Below are 18586 nucleotides of genomic sequence, written 5' to 3' on the forward strand. Positions count from 1 at the left end.
CACTGTAAACGATAATCATTTTCAAGTCACCTCTTTGCACGGTGTTCCCGCCACTGCCCCGAATGCGAGCTCTGTGATCACCGCCGCCCGTCGCCCCGCCCTGCTCTGCGCCCTCGCGGCCACCGCCGCCGCGCTGCTCCCCGCGCCGCCCGCGCACGCCGCCGCTCCCCCGGCCCCCGCGCTGCGCTTCGGCGCCTGCCCCGGCTCCGTACCGGACCCGCCCGCGCCCGACCGCGTCGAGTGCGGCGAGCTGAGCGTCCCGCTGGACCGGAGCCACCCGGAGGGCCGGCATATCGACATCGCCGTCTCCCGCGTACCGGCCTCCGGCACGCGGGAGGAGCGGCGCGGCGTCCTGCTGGTGAACCCGGGCGGCCCCGGCGGCTCCGGGCTCCCGTATGCCGTCACCAAGCGCGCCAAACTCCCCGAGAGCGTGCGGCGTGCGTACGACGTGATCGGCTTCGACCCGCGCGGCACGGGACGCAGCGCGCCCGCGGACTGCGGCCCCATGGGCGGCCTCTTCGACGCCCCTGGCCAGGACCCGGTACCGAAGGACCCCGCCGCCGAGCGCGCCTACCTGGACTCCCTGCGCCGCACGGCCGACGACTGCGCCACCGGCGTCGGCGCCGCCCTCCCGCACCTCTCGACCACCGAGACGGCCCGCGACATGGACGCCATACGCGCGGCCCTCGGCGAGCGGAAGATCGGTTACCTGGGCGTCTCCTACGGCACCTACCTCGGCGCCGCCTACGCCGCGCAATTCCCGCACCGCATAAGCAGGATGGTGCTCGACAGCGTCGTCGGGCCCGAGGACTGGTACGACTTCGACCTCCGGCAGAGCCGGGCGCTGCTGCGCCAGCGCGACACCTTCTTCGGCTGGGCCGCCGCGCACGGGAAGCGCTTCGGACTGGGCGGCAGCGCCGCGGCCGTCCGCGCCGCCTACCAGCGCGCCCGCGACGGCCTCGCGGACCGTCCCGTCGACGGCTTCGGCGCCGCGGAGTTCGACCGCACCGTCTACCGGACGCTCGGCCGCACCGAGCGCTGGGCCGGCCTGGCCGACGGCATCCGTACATACCTACAGGACGGGACCGTCGCGCCGCTGCGCCCGGCCGACCCCTTCGACGGCGCGGCGTCCCGGACGTACGAGGCCGCGAACCGCACCGTCAAGTGCGCGGACGGGCCCGGCCCCACGCCCGCCCGGGTGACCGCCGACATCCGGCGAATACGGCGGCTGGACCCGCAGCCGGTGCTCACCGGGATGGAGGCTTCGGTGTGCGCGTACTGGCACCACAGGCCCGCCCACCGCACCGCGCTCGGCAACCCCGCCGCGCCCCCGGTCCTGCTGATCGCCTCCGACCACGACCCGGTCACGCCGATCGCCGGCGCCCGCGCCCTGCAGCGGCGGCTGCCCGGCTCCCGCCTGGTCACCCTGCACGACGACTACTCCCACGGCGTGTTCGCCAGCCGCGGCAACGGCTGCGTCGACGGCGCGGCGGCGGCCTACCTGGTGCACGGGGCCGTCCCGGCTGCCGACGTGCACTGCGCCGGCCCCGGCCTGCCGACACCCTGACCCCGAAAGCACGGAACACCATGACTGTCACCGACACCGCGCGGCTCGCCGCCTCCGCCTACACCGTGCGGCCCGCCACCCCCGCCGACATCGACGGCGCCCGCCGCATCATGCTCGACACCCTCTACCGGGAATTCCGCTACGGCTACGTGCCGCGGTGGCACCGCGACGTGATCGACATCCCCGGTACCTATCTCGACGATCCCCGCCATCTGCTGCTGGTGGCCGTGCACGAGGGCGAGGTGGTGGGCACGACCGGCGTGCGCTCCGCGGGTCCCGCCCATCCGCCGCACCCCCGATGGCTCGCCGAGCGCTACCCGTCCGGCTCCACCGCCCAGCTCGTACGCGTCTACGTCGACCCCGCACACCGGCGGCACGGCCTGGCCCGCACGATGGTCCACCGGGCCTGCGACTTCGCGGCCGTCACCCCCGGCTACGAGCGGATCTACCTGCACACCAACGTCAAGGTCGAGGGCAGCGGCGCCTTCTGGCGCAGCCTCGCCGACGAGGTCTTCGACGCGCGCGCGTCGGGCGAGCACGGGCCGGGCGTCGAGACGGTGCACTTCGAGATCCCGATGCCGCCCCGGGTCCGAGAGAGCGTCCACTACCCGTGAACGACCTGGTGCACCGCGAGAGTTAGGTATACCTATCGCGGCCGATCACCGATGCCGGCACCCCGCCCACCCGGCAGGCTGGTCACCTCTTCCGGAGCTGGCCCGGCCGGAGGTGCACTCGGAGGCGGGAACATGCTGGAGTCGAAGAACTGCGACCAGGTCACCCTGGCCGGGCGGGACGGAGCCCTGACGGAGGTCGAGGACCTGCTGCGGCGCCAGCGTCTGGTGACGGTGACGGGCCCCGGCGGCGTCGGCAAGAGCGCGCTCGCCGGGGCGCTGGCACGCCGGCCGGGGCTCGGCCCGGACGCGGTCGTGGCCCGTACCGACCTCGCGCCGCTCCTCGACCCCGGGCTCGTGCCGCACTGGCTGGCCCGCGCGTTCGGCATGGACGGGCCGGCGGGCAAACCCCAGCTCGCCGCGCTCGCCGAGGCGTTGGGCGACACCCCGGCGCTGCTGGTCGTGGACACCTGCGAATACCTGGCCGAGCGGTGCACCGAGGTCCTCACCGCCCTGGTCGACGCCTGCCCCCGCCTGCACGTACTGGCCACCAGCCGCACCCCGCTGCGCACCCCCGGCCTGTATCCGCTTCCCCCCGTACCGCTCGACGTCGCGGCCGGGCTGTTCACGGAGTACGCCCGGCAGCTCGATGCCGAGGAGGCGGCGCCCGACGCGGTCCGGCGGATCTGCGCGCTGCTGGACGGCCTGCCGCTCGCCGTGCGGATCGCGGCGGGCCAGCTCGCGCACCGCTCCGCCGCCGACGTGCTCGCCGGTCTCACCCGGGCCGAGGCCGCGCTCGACCTGCCGGCCACCGCGCCCGGACTGCCCGGCCTGCCCGCCCGCCAGCGTTCGCTGCGCGACTCCCTCGGCTGGAGCCTGCGGCTGTGCACGGCCGAGGAGCGGCTGCTCTGGGCGCGGCTCAGCGTCTTCCCCGGCAGCTTCGAGCTGGCACAGGTACTGGAGATCTGCGGCGATGAGCTGTTGCCGCCCGGCCCGCTCGTCGCGGCGTTCACGGGGCTGGCCTGGCAGTCGCTGATCGAGCCGCAGCCGGACGAGGAGGAGGGCACGGCCTTCCGGATGCCGCGTGCCACCCGGGCCTACGGGCGGCAACGGCTGAGCCTGTCGGGAGAGGAGCGAGAGCTGGTGAACCGCTTCCTGGTCTGGACGCTGCGCGCATCTTGATATCCGACGCACGGGTTTGACCAGCTTCTATCCGAGGGAATTCGCCATATGCACACCTAGTGCATCGAATGCTCACTAGGCTGTTCCGTTCCAGCCGCCGCTCAGCGGGCAGGTCCGCCATGCCGAAGCTTCCTCCGGCCGGACGTATCAGTACCGTCCCGGCCGCACCGACGTCCGGCAATTCCGTGAGGCTGATCCGAGGAACGTTTCCGCTGGCGGTGGTCGCGGTCTGCGCCCTCCTCGGGCGGTCCCTCCATCTCCCGCAGCTCTTCCTTCCCCTGATGCCCGCCGTCGCGGCGCTGCCCGCGATGGGGCGGTCGGGCGGACGCGACGTGCTGGGCGCGGGCGCCGCGGCGCTCGGCGGGGTGGCGTTACTGGGCTGGGGCGCCCGCCCGGTGAACGTGGTCGCGGCGCTGGCGGGCGTGCTGACCGTGACCGCGCTGATCCGCGCCGCCGCCCGCCGCAGCCGCCGCCAGGAGTCCAAGCTCGCCCGCCTCGGCCGACTGGCCCAGGTGACCCAGGCGGCGGTGCTGCCCCGGCCGCCCGAGTCGGTGGGCGGAGTACGGCTGGACGCGCGGTATCTCGCGGCCACCCCCGGCGCCACGGTCGGCGGCGACATCTGCGGCGCCGAGCGCACCCCCTTCGGCGTGCGGCTGCTCATCGGTGACGTGTCGGGCAAGGGCCTGGACGTGGTCGGGACGGCCGCCGAGACGCTGCACATCTGGCGGGAGCTCGCGCACCACGAGAGCAGCCTGGCGGGCATCGCGCTGCGCATGGACACCGCCGTCACCCGCATCCACCACCACGACGGCTTCGTCACCGCGCTGCTGATCAATGTGTACGACGACGGCCGGGTCGAACTGCTGAGCTGCGGCCATCCGCCGCCGCTGCTGGTGCGCGGCGGCCGGGCCTCCTGGCTCGCCGGGCTGGACGCGACGGCCCCGCTCGGGCTGATGCGGATGGTGCAGGACCGGTGCCCGACCGCGGTCGTGCGGCCGGCGCCGGACGACTGGCTGCTGCTGTGCACGGACGGGGTGGCCGAATGCCGCAACGGCGCGGGCGAGTTCTACCCGCTCGCCGAGCGCCTCACGGCCTTCTGCGGCCACGAGCCGACCGTCGTCCTGGACGCGCTCGAAGTCGACCTGGACCGTTACCGCGACGGCGGTTCCCGGGACGACGCGATGATGCTCCTCATCCGCCCGCCGTCCCGGCAGCACTCCAGCTGACTCAGCGGGATTCCGGCGGCGGGGGCGGGGGCGGCGTGGGCGCGCCGGCCGGCGGGGCGATCTTCGCGTGGGCGGTCGTGGCAGCCGTGCCGCCCGTCGGGGCCGCGGCCGCCGGGGCTTCCGTACGGGGCAGTACGGCGTCCCGGCGCGCTCCCGGGTCCCAGCCGGTCTCCACCACCCGCTTCTGCACGAGCACGGCGCCGCCCAGTACGACCGCGCCGATGGCCAGCATCAGTACGACGGCGCCCGCGCCGCCCGTCTTGGCCGCGTTGCCGATCAGCGAGCCGAACCAGCCGAAGTCCGCGTCGCCGAAGGTGGTGTTCTCCTCGCCGAACGCGCCGAGCACCTTCAGGAGCAGCGCGGGCAGGAAGGTGATGAGGACGCCGTTGACGAAGGCGCCGAGGGCCGCGCCGCGCCGGCCGCCCGTCGCGTTGCCGTAGACGCCGGCCGCGCCGCCGGTGAAGAAGTGCGGGACCAGCCCCGGCAGGACCAGCGCGAGGCCGAACCACGGGTGGAAGAGCGCGGAGAGCAGCCCGAGGCTGACCAGGCCGCCGAGGAAGCTGCAGAGGAAGCCGATGAGGACGGCGTTCTGCGCGTACGGGAAGACGATCGGCGCGTCCAGGGAGGGCACCGCGCCGGGCACCACCTTCTTGGCGATGCCCTGGAAGGCCGGGACCAGCTCGCCCAGGATCGTCCGCACGCCGAACAGGATGATCGCGACGGCGATGCCGAACTGCAGACCCTGCATGACGGACTGCATGAGGTAGTTGCCGATACCGGTGGCGGCCGTGCCGCCGTCGCCGGCGAACGCCTTGAACGCGGTCCCCCGGCCGGCCCTGGCCAGGAAGAGGACCGACATGATCACGTAGATCAGGACCATGGACAGCGCGGTGGCCACCATCGAGTCGCGCAGAAAGCGCAGCCCCTCGGGCAGCTTCATGTCCTCCGTACTGCGGCTGCGCTTGCCGACCAGTTGCCCGGTCGCGCCCGCCGCGACGTATCCGGCGGTGCCGAAGTGGCCGATGGCGATGGTGTTGTCACCGGTGATCCGCTTGGTCCACGGGTGCGCGAAGGCCGGCATGGAGACCAGCAGGATGCCCAGCAGCACGCCGCCGACCAGCACCACGACGGCCGAGGACTGGCCGGCGGTGGCCAGCACCACGGTCAGCAGCGTGGCCATGAACAGCATGTGGTGGCCGGTCAGGAAGACGTACCGCAGCGGCGTGAAGCGGGCCAGCAGCAGGCTGACCCCGAAGCCGACGATCATCAGCCAGGCGACCCGGGCGCCGAACTGCGCCTGCGCGATGCCGACGATCGCCTCGTTGGTCGGGATGACGCCGTGCGCGCCGGTCGCGCCCTGGATCATCTCGCCCAGCGGCGCGAGGGCCGCGACGACCAGATCGGCGCCGGCCCCGATCAGCAGGAAGCCCAGCGTCGCCTTGATGGCGCCGCCGATGATCTGTCCGGCGGATCTCCGCAGGGCGATCAGCCCGGTGGCCGTGATCAGGCCGACCAGGTACGCCGGCTGGCTGAGGACCTCGTTGACCAGGAATTCGGCGATCGATACGAGCCAGTGCATGAAAAAGCGCGCCCTTCGTTACTGGACGTCGTAGGTGTCGCGGAGGATGCGGTCGACCTCACCCGTACTGGTGAAGTTCTCGACGACCTTCACCGGGACGCCGACGTCGCCGAGCGTCCTGGCGATCTCGCCCGAGGTGAGGATGGCGACGGCCTCGCCGGCCTTGCCCTTGGCGGAGATGGTGTCGGTCGCCTCGACGGTGACGTACTTCGTCCAGCCCCAGCGGTCGAGCACCTGCTCCAGGGTGTTCTTCAGGAAGAGGCTGGTGCCCAGGCCGTTGCCGCAGACGGTGAGGATCTTGTGCGCGGACCCGCCGCCGGCCTGCCGCTCTTCCGGCTCCTGCCGTTCCTCCTGCTCCTGCGACGCGTCCAGGCCCGCCAGTACCGCGTGCACCGCCTCCGGCGTCCGGGCCTCGCGCAGCGCCCGCTCGGTCTCCGGGTCACCGAGCAATCTCGCGAGCGCCGCCATCGCCTCCGTATGCGCCCCGGAGTCGCGCGCCGCGAGCCCGACGACCAGGCTCACCGGGTCGTTCGACTCGTGCCCGAACTCCACCGGCTCGGCCAGCCGCACCCAGGACATGCCGGTCTTCAGGACCGCGGGCGAGGGGCGGGCGTGCGCGAAGGCGAAGCCGGGCGCGATGACGATGTAAGGCCCGTTCCCCTCGACGTTCTCGATCATTTCCGTGGTGTACTCGCCGGTACTGGTACCGGTCGCGACCATCAGGTCGCCGGCGGCCCGTACCGCCTCCCGCCAGTCCGCCGCCGCCACGTCCAGCCGCACGGCCTCGGCGGGAATCAGTTCGCTCAGTGTCGGCATGGACGGGATCGTCGCACGAAAACGCTTGCCTGGATATGCGGGGTGCGGCGCCGGAAGGGATCATCAGAAACATGAACGTGAGGATGCGGGTCGCCCAGCAGGAGGAAGCCGACGAACTGCTCGGCCGCAGTCCGCTCGCCGCGCTGGTGGGCATGCTGCTGGACCAGCAGGTGCCGATGGAGTGGGCGTTCACCGGTCCGTACACCATCGCCCGGCGGATGAACGGCGAGGACCTGGACGCGCAGGCCATCGCGGCGCAGGACCCGGAGGCGTTCGAGGAGCTGCTGGCCCGCAAGCCGGCCGTGCACCGCTATCCGCGGTCGATGGCCAAGCGGGTGCAGCAGCTCTGCCAGTACCTCGTCACGCACTACGACGGGGACGCGGAGGCCGTGTGGCGGGACGCACCCACCGGCGCCGAGCTGCTGAAGCGCCTCAACGACCTGCCCGGCTTCGGCAAGCAGAAGGCGCAGATCTTCCTGGCGCTGCTCGGCAAGCAGTTCGGCGTGCGCCCCGAGGGCTGGCGCGAGGCCGCCGGCCCGTACGGCGAGGAGGGCTCCCACCGTTCGGTCGCCGACATCACGGGCCCCGAGTCGCTGGCCGAGGTCCGCGCGTACAAGCAGCAGATGAAGCGGGCGGCGAAGAAGGCGGCCGGCAAGTAGACGCGGCGGGCACCCGGCCCGCCGCCCCTCTCCTTCTTCTGCGCGCTCAGCTCTCCGGAGAGGCGGCCACCCGTGCCGCCCAGCGCTTTTCGACGTCCGACAGCCGCCAGTAGGCGATCGCCGCCGCCCAGACGACGACGAAGAGGCCGACGATGAGGTAACCGACGTTGTCCAGGTCCAGGCCGGAGATCCAGCCGGTGACCGCGTCCTTCAGGCCGAGCTTGTCGTGCAACACGCTGACCAGCTCGATGGTGCCGATGAAGAGGGCCACGGCGATCGACAGGCCGGTGATCGTGAGGTTGTAGTAGACCTTGCGCACCGGGTTGGAGAACGCCCACTGGTACGCGAAGTTCATGAACGTGCCGTCGAGCGTGTCGAAGAGGCTCATCCCGGCCGCGAACAGCAGCGGCAGGCACAGGACCGCGTACCAGGGCAGCCCGGACGCGGCGCCGCTGCCCGCCATCACCATCAGCGTCACCTCGGTCGCGGTGTCGAAGCCGAGGCCGAGGAGCAGCCCGATCGGGAACATCTGGCCCGGCCGCGTGATGGCCTTGGTGAACCGGCCCAGCACCCGGTTCATGAAACCGCGCGAGTCGAGCTGCCGTTCCAGCTCCGACTCGTCGTACTCCCCGGCCCGCATGGCACGGAAGACGCGCCAGATGCCGGCCAGCGCGACCAGGTTGAGGGCGGCGATGAGATAGAGGAAGGCACCGGAGACGGTGGTGCCGACCGTGCCGAGCACCTGGTGCGTACGGGAGTCCTCGTCCATCAGGGTCCCGGCGAGCGCCGCGCCGCCCGAGACCAGCGCGGCCATGATCACGACCATGCTGGAGTGGCCGAGCGCGAACCAGAAGCCCACCGAGACCGGGCGCTTCCCGTCGGCCATGAGCTTGCGGGTGGTGTTGTCGATGGCGGCGATGTGGTCCGCGTCGAACGCGTGCCGCATGCCGAGGGTGTACGCGGTGACGCCGAGGCCCACGCCGAACACCTGGGTGCCGACGGTGTAGTGACCGGGCACGACGAGCAGGAACAGCACACCGAACGCGACGATGTGCAGAGCGGCTATGACCGCCAGCAGACCGGCGGTCCGTACGGTGTCGCGGCGCTGCCAGCGGAAATCGGGCAGCACGGAAGAACCAGGGGCATCGGTGGGCAGGGCCATCCGGCGGTCACGCTCCAGCACCTCGTGGAATCAATTCGTGAGATGCCGTGGCCGGTCTCCTGGCTTACGGGTACACGCTCCCGTCCCGGCCTTCCCGTCCGCGGTACGCGGTCAGTGGCCCCCTGCACGCGGCGCTGCGTACAAGGCGAGGGTCGGTAGCTCCCCGATCACAGTGGCGAGGGCCGCTCCGGAATCGGACCCGAAGGTCTTCACCGGTCTTCCCGAGCACCACGGCCCGGCCACTCTAACCCCCCGCGTCCCGCTGCCGGGCGGTGTCCTTCGTCACCGGCTCGACGGCGACCGGGTCCGCCGCCCAGCTCCCCAGCAGCCGCAGCGACTCCTCCGAGGCCGAGCCCGGCTCCGCGTGATAGACGATCAGCTGCTGGTCAGGGTCGGCGGGCAGCCGCAGCGTCTCGTACGACAGGGTCAGCGGCCCGACGACGGGGTGCTGCAGCCGCTTCACGCCGAAGCCCTTGTCCTGCACGTCGTGCGTGGCCCACAGCTGCCGGAACTCCTCGCTCTTGACCGACAGCTCCCCGATCAGCGAGGCGAGCAGCGGGTCGTCGGGATGGCAGCCCGCGTCCAGGCGGAGGTAGGCGACGATGTCGGCGGCCTTGCTCTCCCAGTCGACGTAGAGCTCGCGGGCGGCCGGGTCCAGGAAGACCTGCCAGGCGATGTTCCGCTGCTCGAGCGGGAGCGCGGCGTAGTCGCCGAGCAGCGCGCACGCCATGCGGTTCCAGCCGATGACGTCCAGGCGGCGGCCCGCCACATACGCCGGTATCCCCTCCATCGCGTCCAGCAACTGCTGCAGCGCGGGCCGCACCCGCTGCGGCCGCCCCGCGCCGCGCGAGCGCTTGGCCTTCGGCTTGACCAGATGGCTCAGATGCGCCCGCTCCGCGGCATTGAGCCGCAGCGCGCCGGCTATCGCGTCGAGGACCGCCGTGGAGACGTTCTGCCCGTGGCCCTGCTCCAGCCTGACGTAGTACGCCACGCTCACCCCGGCGAGCTGCGCGAGCTCCTCCCGCCGCAGGCCCGGCACCCTGCGCCGCCCGCTGTGCCGCGGCAGTCCGACGTCCTCGGGCTGCAGACGCGCGCGGCGGGTGCGCAGAAACTCGCTCAATTCTGTGCGCTGGTCCATAAGGCAAGTATCCGGGTCTTCGCGGAACGCCGCGGGGGCCTGTGGATAACTCCGCGGGGGCGGCCCCGGGAGACGGGCGACGGCGCCCGAGGGTGTCACTGCCATTGGTAGGAACGCCGTTCGTACGTAAACGGGGGGTCTGGCTCCACTTCCGCGCGCGAAGCAGGCTGGACGGCATGACACACACCTCTGTCGCCGCGTATGCAGCACCCGCGCCCAAGGCACCCCTGGAGCGCACCACCATTCCGCGCCGTGAGCTCGGCGCGCACGACATCGAAATCGAGATCAAGTACGCGGGGATCTGCCACTCCGACATCCACCAGGTCGACAACGGCTGGGGCGAGGGCATCTTCCCGATGGTCCCGGGCCACGAGATCGCCGGCGTGGTCGCCGCGGTGGGCTCCGAAGTCACCCGCCACCAGGTCGGCGACCGGGTCGGCGTCGGCTGCATGGTCGACTCCTGCCGGGAGTGCGACAACTGCAAGGCCGGCCTGGAGCAGCACTGCACCGGAACCGGCAACGTACAGACGTACAACGCCATCGGCCGGGACGGCGAGCCGACCTACGGCGGCTACTCCACCCACGTCGTGGTCTCCGAGGACTTCGCCCTCCGTATCCCCGAGGGCATCTCCCTGGATGCCGCCGCGCCGCTGCTCTGCGCCGGCATCACCGTCTACTCTCCGCTCTCGCGCTGGGGCGCGGGCCCCGGCAAGAAGGTCGCGGTCGTCGGCCTGGGCGGCCTCGGCCACATGGCCGTGAAGATCGCGCACGCGATGGGCGCCGAGGTCACCGTCCTCAGCCAGTCGCTGCGCAAGAAGGAGGACGGCCTGAAGCTGGGCGCCTCCGACTACCGCGCCACCTCCGACCCGGCCACCTTCGAGGAGCTGGCGGGCCGCTTCGACCTGATCATCAACACCGTCTCCGCCAACCTGGACGTGGACGCCTACCTCTCGCTGCTGCGTGCCCACGGCACGCTGGTGCAGGTCGGCGCGCCGGAGGACCGGCTCGGCCTCTCGCCGTTCTCGGTGATCGGCGGCAGCCGGGCGGTGGCCGGTTCGATGATCGGCGGCATCCCCGAGACCCAGGAGATGCTCGACTTCTGCGCGACGCACGGCCTCGGCGCGGAGATCGAGGTGATCCCGGCCGAGCAGATCAACGACGCGTACCGGCGGGTGCAGGCGAGCGACGTCCGCTACCGCTTCGTGATCGACGCCTCGACGATCTGATTCCCGGGGACGGGCCGTGGACCGCGTGCTCCGCGGCCGGTCCGCCCCTCACGGAGCCGGGTGGCCGCTCGACGGCCGCCCGGCTTCGTCGCATTTGGGGGCGGAAAGACGGCGTTAGCCGGACGTTAGCGGACCAACAGCACCCTCGGACAGAGTGGATGTCGTGCCGGACGGACCAGCCGGCCGCAACAGCCACCACCATCGGACTCACCAGTCACGGGGGAACGCATCATGCCGAAGAAGACCGTCAAGGCCGCCGTCGCCTCGCTCATCGCCGTCGGCGCCCTGGCAGCGACCGCCGGCCCGGCCCTGGCCCAGACCGCCCGCCCGGCGGCCGCCGCCAAGGTGGCGCCCTGCACGGCGTCGGCGCTGACGTTCGAGGCCGGCACCGTCAACCGGCCGATCAACCACGTCCTGCTCAAGGCCACCAACACCTCGAAGAAGACCTGCGACTTCTCGGCCGAGACCTACCCGCTCCTGCGGCTCCACAAGGACCAGCAGGCGGTCACGCCGGTCATCGATGGCTCGGAGCCGCAGGCCGTGGTCACCCTTGCCCCCGGCGAGACGGCCTACGCGGGCGTCATGCTCTCCGCCGCCGACTCGCCGGAGAAGGGCTTCAGGACCAGCAAGTTCGGCGTGGCCGTGTCCAGGGACACCACCCTGAAGAACGTCACCGTCAAGGGTGGCCCGGTGTACGTCCAGCCCGGCGTCGCCCAGGTGACGTACTGGCAGGACAACCCCGCCGACGCCCTCGTCTGGTGATGCGCTCCGGCCGGGGGCGTCCCCCGATCCCCGGCCGATCCCCGGCCGGGCCCCGTTCCCCCGCACGCGCGGGCCGGTCCTCTTCGGAGACCGGCCCGCCGTACTCGGGCAGCGCCGGGGCATTGCTCCCTGTACGCCGTATACACCCCGTTCGTACCCGTGCGACATGGCTGCGCCCGAGCCCGGGTGACCGGTAGGCTTTCCGTGTGATCTTCAAGCGCATCGGAAATGGGCGGCCGTACCCCGATCACGGCCGGGAGAGCACCCGCCAGTGGGCGGATGTGGCCCCGCGCCCGGTACGCCTTGACCAGTTGGTGACCACCAAGCAGCAGCTCGATCTGGAGACGCTGCTCGCGGAGGACTCGACCTTCTACGGCGACCTGTTCGCGCACGTCGTGAAGTGGCAGGGCGACCTGTACCTGGAGGACGGACTGCACCGCGCGGTGCGGGCCGCGCTCCAGCAGCGCCAGGTCCTGCACGCCCGCGTCCTGGAACTGGACTGAGGCCGCCCGCCGGTAAGGGCTGATCGGTAAGCATCGATAAGCGCTGATCGAGGGCCTGAGCTTCACGGAGCGTGGCAGCGACGCCCGGTATTGGCCCTTTCGGGTCAGGTCTCGCGCCACGAACAGATCATTTAATAGGCAGAGCGCCGCAGCCGCACTACGCTGCGGACATGAGCATGCTGACGCCCCCCGGCATGGGCGGTAAGAAGTACCGCATCACGGGCGACAGGTATCCGCGGATGCGCCGTCCCCGTCGTGATCGCAGGATCGTTGTGGCAGTCGTGGCCTCGGCCTGCGTACTGGGCGTGGGCGCCTGGGGCGCCGTACAGCTCATCGATGTCTTCACCGGGCAGTCCGGCACCGCGCAGGCCGCGCAGGAGAAGCCGAAGTGCCCGTCCCGGGAGGACGGCGGCAAGCCGCAGCACACGGCGAAACCGCTGCCCAAGCCGAAGACGATCAAGGTCAACGTGTTCAACGCGACCACCCGCAGCGGGCTCGCCAAGGACACCGCCGACGCGCTCAAGAAGCGCGGCTTCACGATCGGCGAGGTGGGCAACGCGCCCGCCGCCTACGACAAGAAGGTCAAGGGCACCGGCGTACTGCTCGGCGCGCCCGCCGCGGCGGACGGCTCCTTCAAGGTGCTGGGCACGCAGGTGGCCGGGGCCCAGCGGAAGACCGACACCCGCAAGGGCGGCGACGTCGACCTGATCATCGGCGACAAGTTCAAGGACCTGGCCAAGGAGAAGGACGCCAAGGCCGCACTCGCCGCGCTGACCGCCCCGCCGAAGGAGAAGCCGGACACGCCGGGGTGCTGAGCACCACCGAAGCGCGCCCGGCCCTCGTACGCTCGGCCCGTTCGTAGGCTCGGCCGGGTCGTACGCTCAGCCCGTTCGTACGCTGCACCGCCCGGGCTGTTCGTACGCTCAGCCGGCCGTCCCGTACATGCGGTCGCCCGCGTCGCCCAGCCCGGGGACGATGTAGCGGTCCGCGTTCAGCCGCTCGTCGACCGCCGCGGTGACCAGCGTGACCGGCGTCCCCGCCAGCTCCCGCTCCATGACCTCCACGCCCTCGGGCGCGGCCAGCAGGCACAGCGCGGTCACGTCGTCGGCGCCGCGCTTGATCAGTTCCTTGATCGCCGCGACCAGCGTGCCGCCCGTGGCGAGCATCGGGTCCACGACGTAGACCTGCCGCCCGGAGAGGTCCTCCGGCATCCGGGTGGCGTACGTCTGCGCCTCGTACGTCTCCTCATTGCGGACCATGCCCATGAAGCCGACCTCGGCGGTCGGCAGCAGCCGCACCATGCCGTCCAGCATGCCCAGACCGGCCCGCAGGATCGGCACGACCATCGGGCGGGGGTGGGAGAGCCGGACGCCGGTGGTCGCCGTCACCGGGGTCTCGATGTCGACCTGCTCGGTGCGCACATCGCGGGTCGCCTCGTACGCGAGCAGGGTGACCAGCTCGTCGGCGAGACGCCGGAAAGTGGGGGAATCGGTGCGCTTGTCGCGCAGAGTGGTGAGTTTGTGCGCCACCAGCGGGTGGTCGACGACGTGGATCCGCATGACATCGACAGTAACCGAGGCCGGGGCCCCCGAGCGCCCGCCGGTGGGCCGACCCCCGGTCCGCCACGCCCCGTACGGCCCCTCGCGCGGAGCACGGTACGAAGATCGGCCATCTACGGACGGCCCCTCGGCCAACGTCAACCAACTCGCATCAACCCAACACTTCGGGGGAAAGTGGGCACAGACGCCCGGACCGCCGGCCGGCCTCCGGGCGAGGACCTCGGCCCGAGGCGGTGTCGCTCATGCCCGACCAGAAGAACCGTCAGGACGCACGACAGAACCGTCAGAACCGGCAGGACGCCCGGCAGAACCGGCAGGACAACCGGCAGAACAGGCCGGACGCACGCCAGAACCGCCCGGACGCCCGCAGACCCGGCGCCGCGCACGGCGCGGCCAGAGGCGACGGCGGCGGCCCCAGACCCGACCGCCCGGCGGACCGGGAAGTGGAGGAGCCGGCGGCCGGCCGGGCCACCGAGTCGGACGTGGCGCGCCGACGGCGGCGGGCGCAGTTCCTCCGTGAGCTGAACGAGGCCAAGGAACTGCGCGACCGCGTACAGCCGCGCCGCGCACGCGCCGCCCGGATGCGGCAGGCGATGCGCATGCGGACGTTCCGCTGGTGACGCGGCTGCCCTCGCAGCGCTCACGCTGGTGAAGGGGCTCTCCCGCCGACGAAGCGGAGGTATCCGACCCCCGTCCGGCCCCCACGAGGACCCCATCTCGCAGAACCCGCGCACGACGCAGCGCCGAAGACCCCGCGCGAACGCGTTGTTTCTGCCACGATTCCGATGGGGCGGGGACTCCGGGCGCACGCGCGTCCGCCCTCGCCCGGCCCGGATACGCCTCTGACCAGTGGGAGAGTCACGGTGTACTTCGCCGCACTGCTCGCGCGCACCTCAGACGGGTGGGAAGCGAGCGATACAGAGCTCGACGATGTGGAGACGCTTGCCGACCTGGCCGACCTGGCCCGGCAGGCCGCGGTCGACGACGACACGGTGGTGGCGTTCATCGAGCAGGAGGACGCGTGGTTCGGCGTCGTCCGGGTGGACGGCGAGGAAGACCCGCGCGTCTTCATCTCGAACGCCGCCGTCGCGTCCCGTAGCTCGTACGGCGCCATGCTGACCGACGAGCTGCTCGGCCGCGACGACGAGAAGCAGGAGGATCTCGACGGTCTGACCAACCTGGACGGTACCGAGGACGGTGAGCCCGAGGGCGCTGAGGACGAGCCGGAGGCCGCCGGTGACGACCCGGTGCCGGCCGGCCCCCTCGGCGATGTCGAGCTCCTCGACGACCTCGGCGTCACCGGCAAGGAGCTGCTGTCCTTCGACGGCCACGGTGACGCGCTGAGCGAGATCGCCGACGCGCTCGGCTGCACGGAGGTCCTGGAGGCGGTGCGGTGACGGCCGGGGAGCGGCGCCCCGCGGGCCGCTCCCCCGACCGCCCGCCGCGGACCGGCGGCCGCCGGTCCCGGACACTGTTCCCATGACCGACGCACAGCCCGCCGCGGCCCCGGCGGACCCCGCACCCGATCCACTGCGCGACCCGTGGGCCGCGCCCATGCGGCAGGCCCTGGCCGAGGCCGCACTCGCCCCCGGGACCGGTGACGTCCCGGTGGGTGCCGTCGTGCTGTCCGCTGACGGCCGGGTGATCGGTACCGGCCACAACGCACGCGAGGCCACCGGCGACCCGACGGCGCATGCCGAGGTCCTCGCCATCCGGGCGGCCGCCGACGCAATCCAAAAGGAAGCATCGCGCAGCGATTCCGGCCGGGGCGGTGGCGGGCGACGGGCGGGCGAATGGCGGCTCACCGGCTGCACCCTCGTCGTCACGCTCGAACCCTGCACGATGTGCGCGGGCGCGATCGTGCTCTCCCGGGTGGACCGGGTCGTCTACGGCGCCCGGGACGAGAAGGCGGGCGCGGCCGGCTCCCTCTGGGACGTCGTACGTGACCGACGCCTCAATCACCGCCCCGAGGTCATCACCGACGTCCTGGCCGACGACTGCGCGACGCTCCTCACGGACTTCTTCCGCGCCCGCTGAGCGGGCGTACGGGCCTCGCCGGGCGCCCGCGCCGGTTCCCTTTCGTACGACCCGGACCGCCCATTCGTACGCCCCGGACCTCCCATTCGTACGATCCGAGCCCCCTTTCGTACGGCTCGGACCCCCGCCCCCCGGGAACCGATTTCGGCGCACGGCCCCCCTTGGGCTAAGCTCTATCTCGGTAGCGTGTCCGAGCGGCCGAAGGAGCGCGCCTCGAAAGCGCGTGAGGGGGCAACTCCTCCGTGGGTTCAAATCCCACCGCTACCGCTCGCACGAAGGGCCCGACTCTCAGAGTCGGGCCCTTCGTCTTTCCGGGCCTCATGGCCCGCACCGCGGCCGGGAGGAACGCGGCACGGACCCCGCAGCGAGGTCCCGGTCCCCGAACCCGCGGACTCCTGCCAGATCCGCCGGCTCACTCTCCAGCGTGCAGCCGTACCCCCGGCTCAACGGGGCGCCGAACGACCCGGATTGGCGGGACTTTCGTCCATAAGGGCGGCGTAGGGCCCGGGACGGCGGAGACGCGCGGGCGCCGGAACGCAGCGGTACCGACCCGGCCACGTCTGCTGCCGTGGGGCCGGTGTGGTTAAACTCGCCCGACTGCACCGGGCAGGAGCCGCCGGATAGGGCCGTAGGGGAGACGGGGACGAATGGTGGAAACGAAGAAGATCGCGCTGTACGTGGTCGTTGTCTTCGTCCTGTACACGATCGTCACGTCCCCGACGCGGGCCGCCGACCTCGTGCAAATAGGGTTCGAGGGCATATCGGACGCCGCGCAGGGCGTGGGCCAGTTCATGACCTCACTGATCAAGTAACCGGCACCGCCGCACGACCATCGCACCACTGCACCGCCGCTTCACCGCACGATCACCGCTCCACCGCTTCAGCGCACGGCCACCGCTCCACCGGCCCAGCGCCTCGCCGCCGCCCCGGTTGCCCCTCCACGGGTCGCGCGTGGCCCCGCCAGCAGAAACGATTTACCCGTACCCCGCGTCCTGGAGGCCGCCCCGTGATCCGCCACCTGGTCCTTTTCAAGCTCAACGACGGTGTCGAGCGCGACGAGCCGCGCGTCGCGGCCGGCGTGAAGGCGTTCCAGGAGCTCGGTGACCTCATCCCCGAGCTGCAGTTCTGGGAGTGCGGCTGGAACGTCACCGACCGCCCGATCGCCTACGACTTCGCGATCAACTCGGCCGTCGCCGACAAGGCCGCCCTCACGCGCTACCTGGAGCACCCCGCCCACCAGGCGGGCGTCCAGCAGTGGGCGGAGTTCGCCACCTGGGTGATCGCCGACTACGAGATCTGAGCGCGGTCCGGCCTCGACCGGACGGCGATACGGCGGTCGCCGCGTGACCGGACACCCGGCGGCGCCGCCCTCGGCCCCTCCGGGCCGAACAGCCCCTCGCCCCTGCGGGCGGGGGGTTTCCTCATGTCCGCCACCCTCCGGCGGCCCGGCGAGGGCCCTCCGTACTGCCCCCTCACCACCCCTTCCTCGCCCGCTCACTGCCGCCAACTGCCCTTCAACACGGCAATATGCGGTGCTTGCACACAGTGCACATGTCTTGTGATGCTATGACCGCTTTTGCCCGATCTATCCGTTACCGCCCACCACCGAAGCATCGAAGCACCAACCGAAGTCCTGACTTACTCGCTGACGCACTGGAGCGCTGTGAAGGGGAGGCGTGAACCGTGACGGCCCGTACTGCGCCGAAGGCGCCATCCCGCCAGAGCAGGAGTGCGGACACCCGGGCGCTCACACAAGTCCTCTTCGCCGAGCTGGCCGGCCTGGAGCCGGGCACCCCCCAGCACGGCCGCGTGCGGGACGCGCTGATCGAGGCGAACCTCCCCCTGGTCCGGTACGCGGCGGCACGTTTCCGCAGCCGTAACGAGCCCATGGAGGACGTCATTCAGGTCGGCACGATCGGGCTGATCAACGCGATCGACCGGTTCGACCCGGACCGCGGCGTGCAGTTCCCCACCTTCGCGATGCCGACCGTCGTCGGCGAGATCAAACGGTACTTCCGCGACAACGTGCGAACGGTCCACGTCCCGCGCCGCCTCCACGAGCTCTGGGTACAGGTCAACGGCGCCACCGAGGACCTGACCGTGCTGCACGGCCGGTCCCCCACCACCGCGGAGATCGCCGAGCGCCTGAAGATCGGCGAGGAGGAGGTGCTCGCCTGTCTGGAGGCCGGCCGCTCGTACCACGCGACGTCCCTCGAAGCCGCCCAGGAGGGTGACGGCCTGCCCGGCCTCCTGGACCGCCTGGGGTACGAGGACCCGGAGCTGGCCGGCGTCGAACACCGCGACCTCGTCCGCCATCTGCTCGTACAGTTGCCCGAACGCGAGCAGCGCATCCTGTTGCTCCGTTACTACAGCAACCTGACGCAGTCCCAGATCAGTGCGGAGCTCGGCGTGTCCCAGATGCACGTCTCCCGGCTGCTCTCGCGGAGTTTCGCCAGGCTCAGATCCGCAAACAGGATCGACGCCTAACCAGGACGAGGTACGGCCACCAAGGGCCCACCACTCCTTCCTGCAGGGATATGTCGACATGGCGCTACAGCG

At 71.8% G+C, this 18586-nt stretch carries 20 protein-coding genes, 1 tRNA gene and 1 riboswitch; of the genes, 16 read left to right on the forward strand and 5 right to left on the reverse strand.

Going from position 1 to position 18586, the window contains the following annotated elements; translation table 11 throughout:
• Positions 1 to 73: 73 nt before the first annotated feature.
• The 4 genes from IG84_RS0100145 to IG84_RS37565 all read left to right on the forward strand — a co-directional run bounded on the left by IG84_RS0100145 (position 74) and on the right by IG84_RS37565 (position 4586).
• Positions 74 to 1567 carry an alpha/beta fold hydrolase gene (locus IG84_RS0100145; protein WP_245659177.1) on the forward strand — a complete coding sequence of 498 codons (1494 nt, stop codon included), beginning with the start codon at positions 74 to 76 and terminating at the stop codon, positions 1565 to 1567.
• A gap of 20 nt (positions 1568 to 1587) precedes the next feature.
• Positions 1588 to 2181 carry a GNAT family N-acetyltransferase gene (locus IG84_RS0100150; RefSeq protein ID WP_031049568.1) on the forward strand — a complete coding sequence of 198 codons (594 nt, stop codon included), beginning with the start codon at positions 1588 to 1590 and terminating at the stop codon, positions 2179 to 2181.
• Positions 2182 to 2313: 132 nt separating this feature from the next.
• Positions 2314 to 3360 (forward strand): ATP-binding protein, encoded by a 1047-nt coding sequence (locus IG84_RS37560; RefSeq protein WP_051861189.1) that lies wholly within the window; start codon positions 2314 to 2316, stop codon positions 3358 to 3360.
• Between the two features lie 185 nt (positions 3361 to 3545).
• Complete coding sequence (locus tag IG84_RS37565) at positions 3546 to 4586, forward strand: PP2C family protein-serine/threonine phosphatase (protein ID WP_157848795.1); 1041 nt, start codon at positions 3546 to 3548, stop codon at positions 4584 to 4586.
• A gap of 1 nt (position 4587) precedes the next feature.
• Here the strand turns inward: IG84_RS37565 and IG84_RS0100165 are convergent, their stop codons facing one another.
• Complete coding sequence (locus IG84_RS0100165) at positions 4588 to 6165, reverse strand: PTS ascorbate transporter subunit IIC (RefSeq protein WP_031049577.1); 1578 nt, start codon at positions 6163 to 6165, stop codon at positions 4588 to 4590.
• An 18-nt stretch (positions 6166 to 6183) separates the two neighbouring features.
• Positions 6184 to 6981: a PTS sugar transporter subunit IIAB gene (locus tag IG84_RS0100170; RefSeq protein WP_031049581.1), complete on the reverse strand. Its 798-nt coding sequence runs from the start codon at positions 6979 to 6981 to the stop codon at positions 6184 to 6186.
• 71 nt (positions 6982 to 7052) lie between these two features.
• Here IG84_RS0100170 and IG84_RS0100175 point away from each other — a divergent pair, with 71 nt between their 5' ends.
• Positions 7053 to 7640 (forward strand): HhH-GPD-type base excision DNA repair protein, encoded by a 588-nt coding sequence (locus IG84_RS0100175; protein WP_031049584.1) that lies wholly within the window; start codon positions 7053 to 7055, stop codon positions 7638 to 7640.
• A 46-nt stretch (positions 7641 to 7686) separates the two neighbouring features.
• On the opposite strand, the gene nicT is transcribed toward IG84_RS0100175, so the two are convergent.
• Both nicT and IG84_RS0100185 read right to left on the reverse strand, forming a co-directional pair.
• The gene (gene nicT / locus IG84_RS0100180) at positions 7687 to 8802 is read right to left on the reverse strand and encodes a Nickel transporter NicT (RefSeq protein ID WP_031049587.1); all 1116 of its coding nucleotides are present in this window, start codon (positions 8800 to 8802) and stop codon (positions 7687 to 7689) included.
• 32 nt (positions 8803 to 8834) lie between these two features.
• A riboswitch (cobalamin riboswitch) is annotated at positions 8835 to 9050 on the reverse strand.
• Entirely contained in the window at positions 9047 to 9940 is an 894-nt protein-coding gene (locus tag IG84_RS0100185; protein ID WP_031049592.1) for a helix-turn-helix domain-containing protein, read from the reverse strand. Its footprint overlaps the riboswitch before it by 4 nt.
• Before the next feature lie 176 nt (positions 9941 to 10116).
• On the opposite strand from IG84_RS0100185, the gene IG84_RS0100190 reads away from it, so the two are divergent.
• The 4 genes from IG84_RS0100190 (at position 10117) to IG84_RS0100205 (ending at position 13246) form a co-directional block, all read left to right on the forward strand.
• Positions 10117 to 11166, forward strand: coding sequence for an NAD(P)-dependent alcohol dehydrogenase (locus IG84_RS0100190; protein WP_031049595.1), 1050 nt, complete (start codon positions 10117 to 10119; stop codon positions 11164 to 11166).
• A 231-nt stretch (positions 11167 to 11397) separates the two neighbouring features.
• Positions 11398 to 11928 (forward strand): DUF4232 domain-containing protein, encoded by a 531-nt coding sequence (locus IG84_RS0100195; RefSeq protein ID WP_031049597.1) that lies wholly within the window; start codon positions 11398 to 11400, stop codon positions 11926 to 11928.
• A 206-nt stretch (positions 11929 to 12134) separates the two neighbouring features.
• On the forward strand, positions 12135 to 12431 hold the full coding sequence (locus IG84_RS0100200) for a type II toxin-antitoxin system VapB family antitoxin (protein WP_004943146.1): 297 nt from the start codon (positions 12135 to 12137) through the stop codon (positions 12429 to 12431).
• Positions 12432 to 12601: 170 nt separating this feature from the next.
• Entirely contained in the window at positions 12602 to 13246 is a 645-nt protein-coding gene (locus IG84_RS0100205; protein WP_078648513.1) for a LytR C-terminal domain-containing protein, read from the forward strand.
• A 108-nt stretch (positions 13247 to 13354) separates the two neighbouring features.
• Here IG84_RS0100205 and upp read toward each other — a convergent pair whose 3' ends face one another.
• Positions 13355 to 13990, reverse strand: a complete 636-nt coding sequence (gene upp / locus IG84_RS0100210; protein WP_030259840.1) for a uracil phosphoribosyltransferase — start codon at positions 13988 to 13990, stop codon at positions 13355 to 13357.
• A gap of 242 nt (positions 13991 to 14232) precedes the next feature.
• Here upp and IG84_RS37570 point away from each other — a divergent pair, with 242 nt between their 5' ends.
• The 7 genes from IG84_RS37570 to IG84_RS0100245 all read left to right on the forward strand — a co-directional run bounded on the left by IG84_RS37570 (position 14233) and on the right by IG84_RS0100245 (position 18514).
• Positions 14233 to 14610: a hypothetical protein gene (locus IG84_RS37570; protein ID WP_157848796.1), complete on the forward strand. Its 378-nt coding sequence runs from the start codon at positions 14233 to 14235 to the stop codon at positions 14608 to 14610.
• 243 nt (positions 14611 to 14853) lie between these two features.
• Positions 14854 to 15387 carry a tRNA adenosine deaminase-associated protein gene (locus IG84_RS0100220; RefSeq protein ID WP_031049606.1) on the forward strand — a complete coding sequence of 178 codons (534 nt, stop codon included), beginning with the start codon at positions 14854 to 14856 and terminating at the stop codon, positions 15385 to 15387.
• Between the two features lie 82 nt (positions 15388 to 15469).
• The gene (locus IG84_RS0100225) at positions 15470 to 16027 is read left to right on the forward strand and encodes a nucleoside deaminase (RefSeq protein WP_051861192.1); all 558 of its coding nucleotides are present in this window, start codon (positions 15470 to 15472) and stop codon (positions 16025 to 16027) included.
• A gap of 180 nt (positions 16028 to 16207) precedes the next feature.
• Positions 16208 to 16294: transfer RNA gene (locus IG84_RS0100230), tRNA-Ser, on the forward strand.
• 380 nt (positions 16295 to 16674) lie between these two features.
• Entirely contained in the window at positions 16675 to 16839 is a 165-nt protein-coding gene (locus IG84_RS41445; RefSeq protein ID WP_169749849.1) for a hypothetical protein, read from the forward strand.
• A gap of 194 nt (positions 16840 to 17033) precedes the next feature.
• Entirely contained in the window at positions 17034 to 17327 is a 294-nt protein-coding gene (locus IG84_RS0100240; protein ID WP_031049615.1) for a Dabb family protein, read from the forward strand.
• Between the two features lie 383 nt (positions 17328 to 17710).
• Positions 17711 to 18514 (forward strand): RNA polymerase sigma factor SigF, encoded by an 804-nt coding sequence (locus IG84_RS0100245; RefSeq protein ID WP_030259822.1) that lies wholly within the window; start codon positions 17711 to 17713, stop codon positions 18512 to 18514.
• The last annotated feature ends 72 nt before the right edge of the window (positions 18515 to 18586 follow it).

The organism is Streptomyces ochraceiscleroticus (assembly GCF_000720485.1).
GTDB classification, from domain to species: domain Bacteria; phylum Actinomycetota; class Actinomycetes; order Streptomycetales; family Streptomycetaceae; genus Streptomyces; species Streptomyces ochraceiscleroticus.

Bases quoted from the DNA above. Each gene is read 5' to 3' on its own strand.
- nicT (WP_031049587.1), bottom strand. From the start codon at position 8,802: ATGGCCCTGCCCACCGATGCCCCTGGTTCTTCCGTGCTGCCCGATTTC.
- IG84_RS0100205 (WP_078648513.1), top strand. From the start codon at position 12,602: ATGAGCATGCTGACGCCCCCCGGCATGGGCGGTAAGAAGTACCGCATC.
- IG84_RS0100190 (WP_031049595.1), top strand. From the start codon at position 10,117: ATGACACACACCTCTGTCGCCGCGTATGCAGCACCCGCGCCCAAGGCA.
- IG84_RS0100175 (WP_031049584.1), top strand. From the start codon at position 7,053: ATGAACGTGAGGATGCGGGTCGCCCAGCAGGAGGAAGCCGACGAACTG.
- IG84_RS0100195 (WP_031049597.1), top strand. From the start codon at position 11,398: ATGCCGAAGAAGACCGTCAAGGCCGCCGTCGCCTCGCTCATCGCCGTC.
- IG84_RS0100165 (WP_031049577.1), bottom strand. From the start codon at position 6,165: ATGCACTGGCTCGTATCGATCGCCGAATTCCTGGTCAACGAGGTCCTC.
- upp (WP_030259840.1), bottom strand. From the start codon at position 13,990: ATGCGGATCCACGTCGTCGACCACCCGCTGGTGGCGCACAAACTCACC.
- IG84_RS0100170 (WP_031049581.1), bottom strand. From the start codon at position 6,981: ATGCCGACACTGAGCGAACTGATTCCCGCCGAGGCCGTGCGGCTGGAC.
- IG84_RS37570 (WP_157848796.1), top strand. From the start codon at position 14,233: ATGCCCGACCAGAAGAACCGTCAGGACGCACGACAGAACCGTCAGAAC.
- IG84_RS0100150 (WP_031049568.1), top strand. From the start codon at position 1,588: ATGACTGTCACCGACACCGCGCGGCTCGCCGCCTCCGCCTACACCGTG.
- IG84_RS37560 (WP_051861189.1), top strand. From the start codon at position 2,314: ATGCTGGAGTCGAAGAACTGCGACCAGGTCACCCTGGCCGGGCGGGAC.
- IG84_RS41445 (WP_169749849.1), top strand. From the start codon at position 16,675: ATGGTGGAAACGAAGAAGATCGCGCTGTACGTGGTCGTTGTCTTCGTC.
- IG84_RS0100185 (WP_031049592.1), bottom strand. From the start codon at position 9,940: ATGGACCAGCGCACAGAATTGAGCGAGTTTCTGCGCACCCGCCGCGCG.
- IG84_RS0100225 (WP_051861192.1), top strand. From the start codon at position 15,470: ATGACCGACGCACAGCCCGCCGCGGCCCCGGCGGACCCCGCACCCGAT.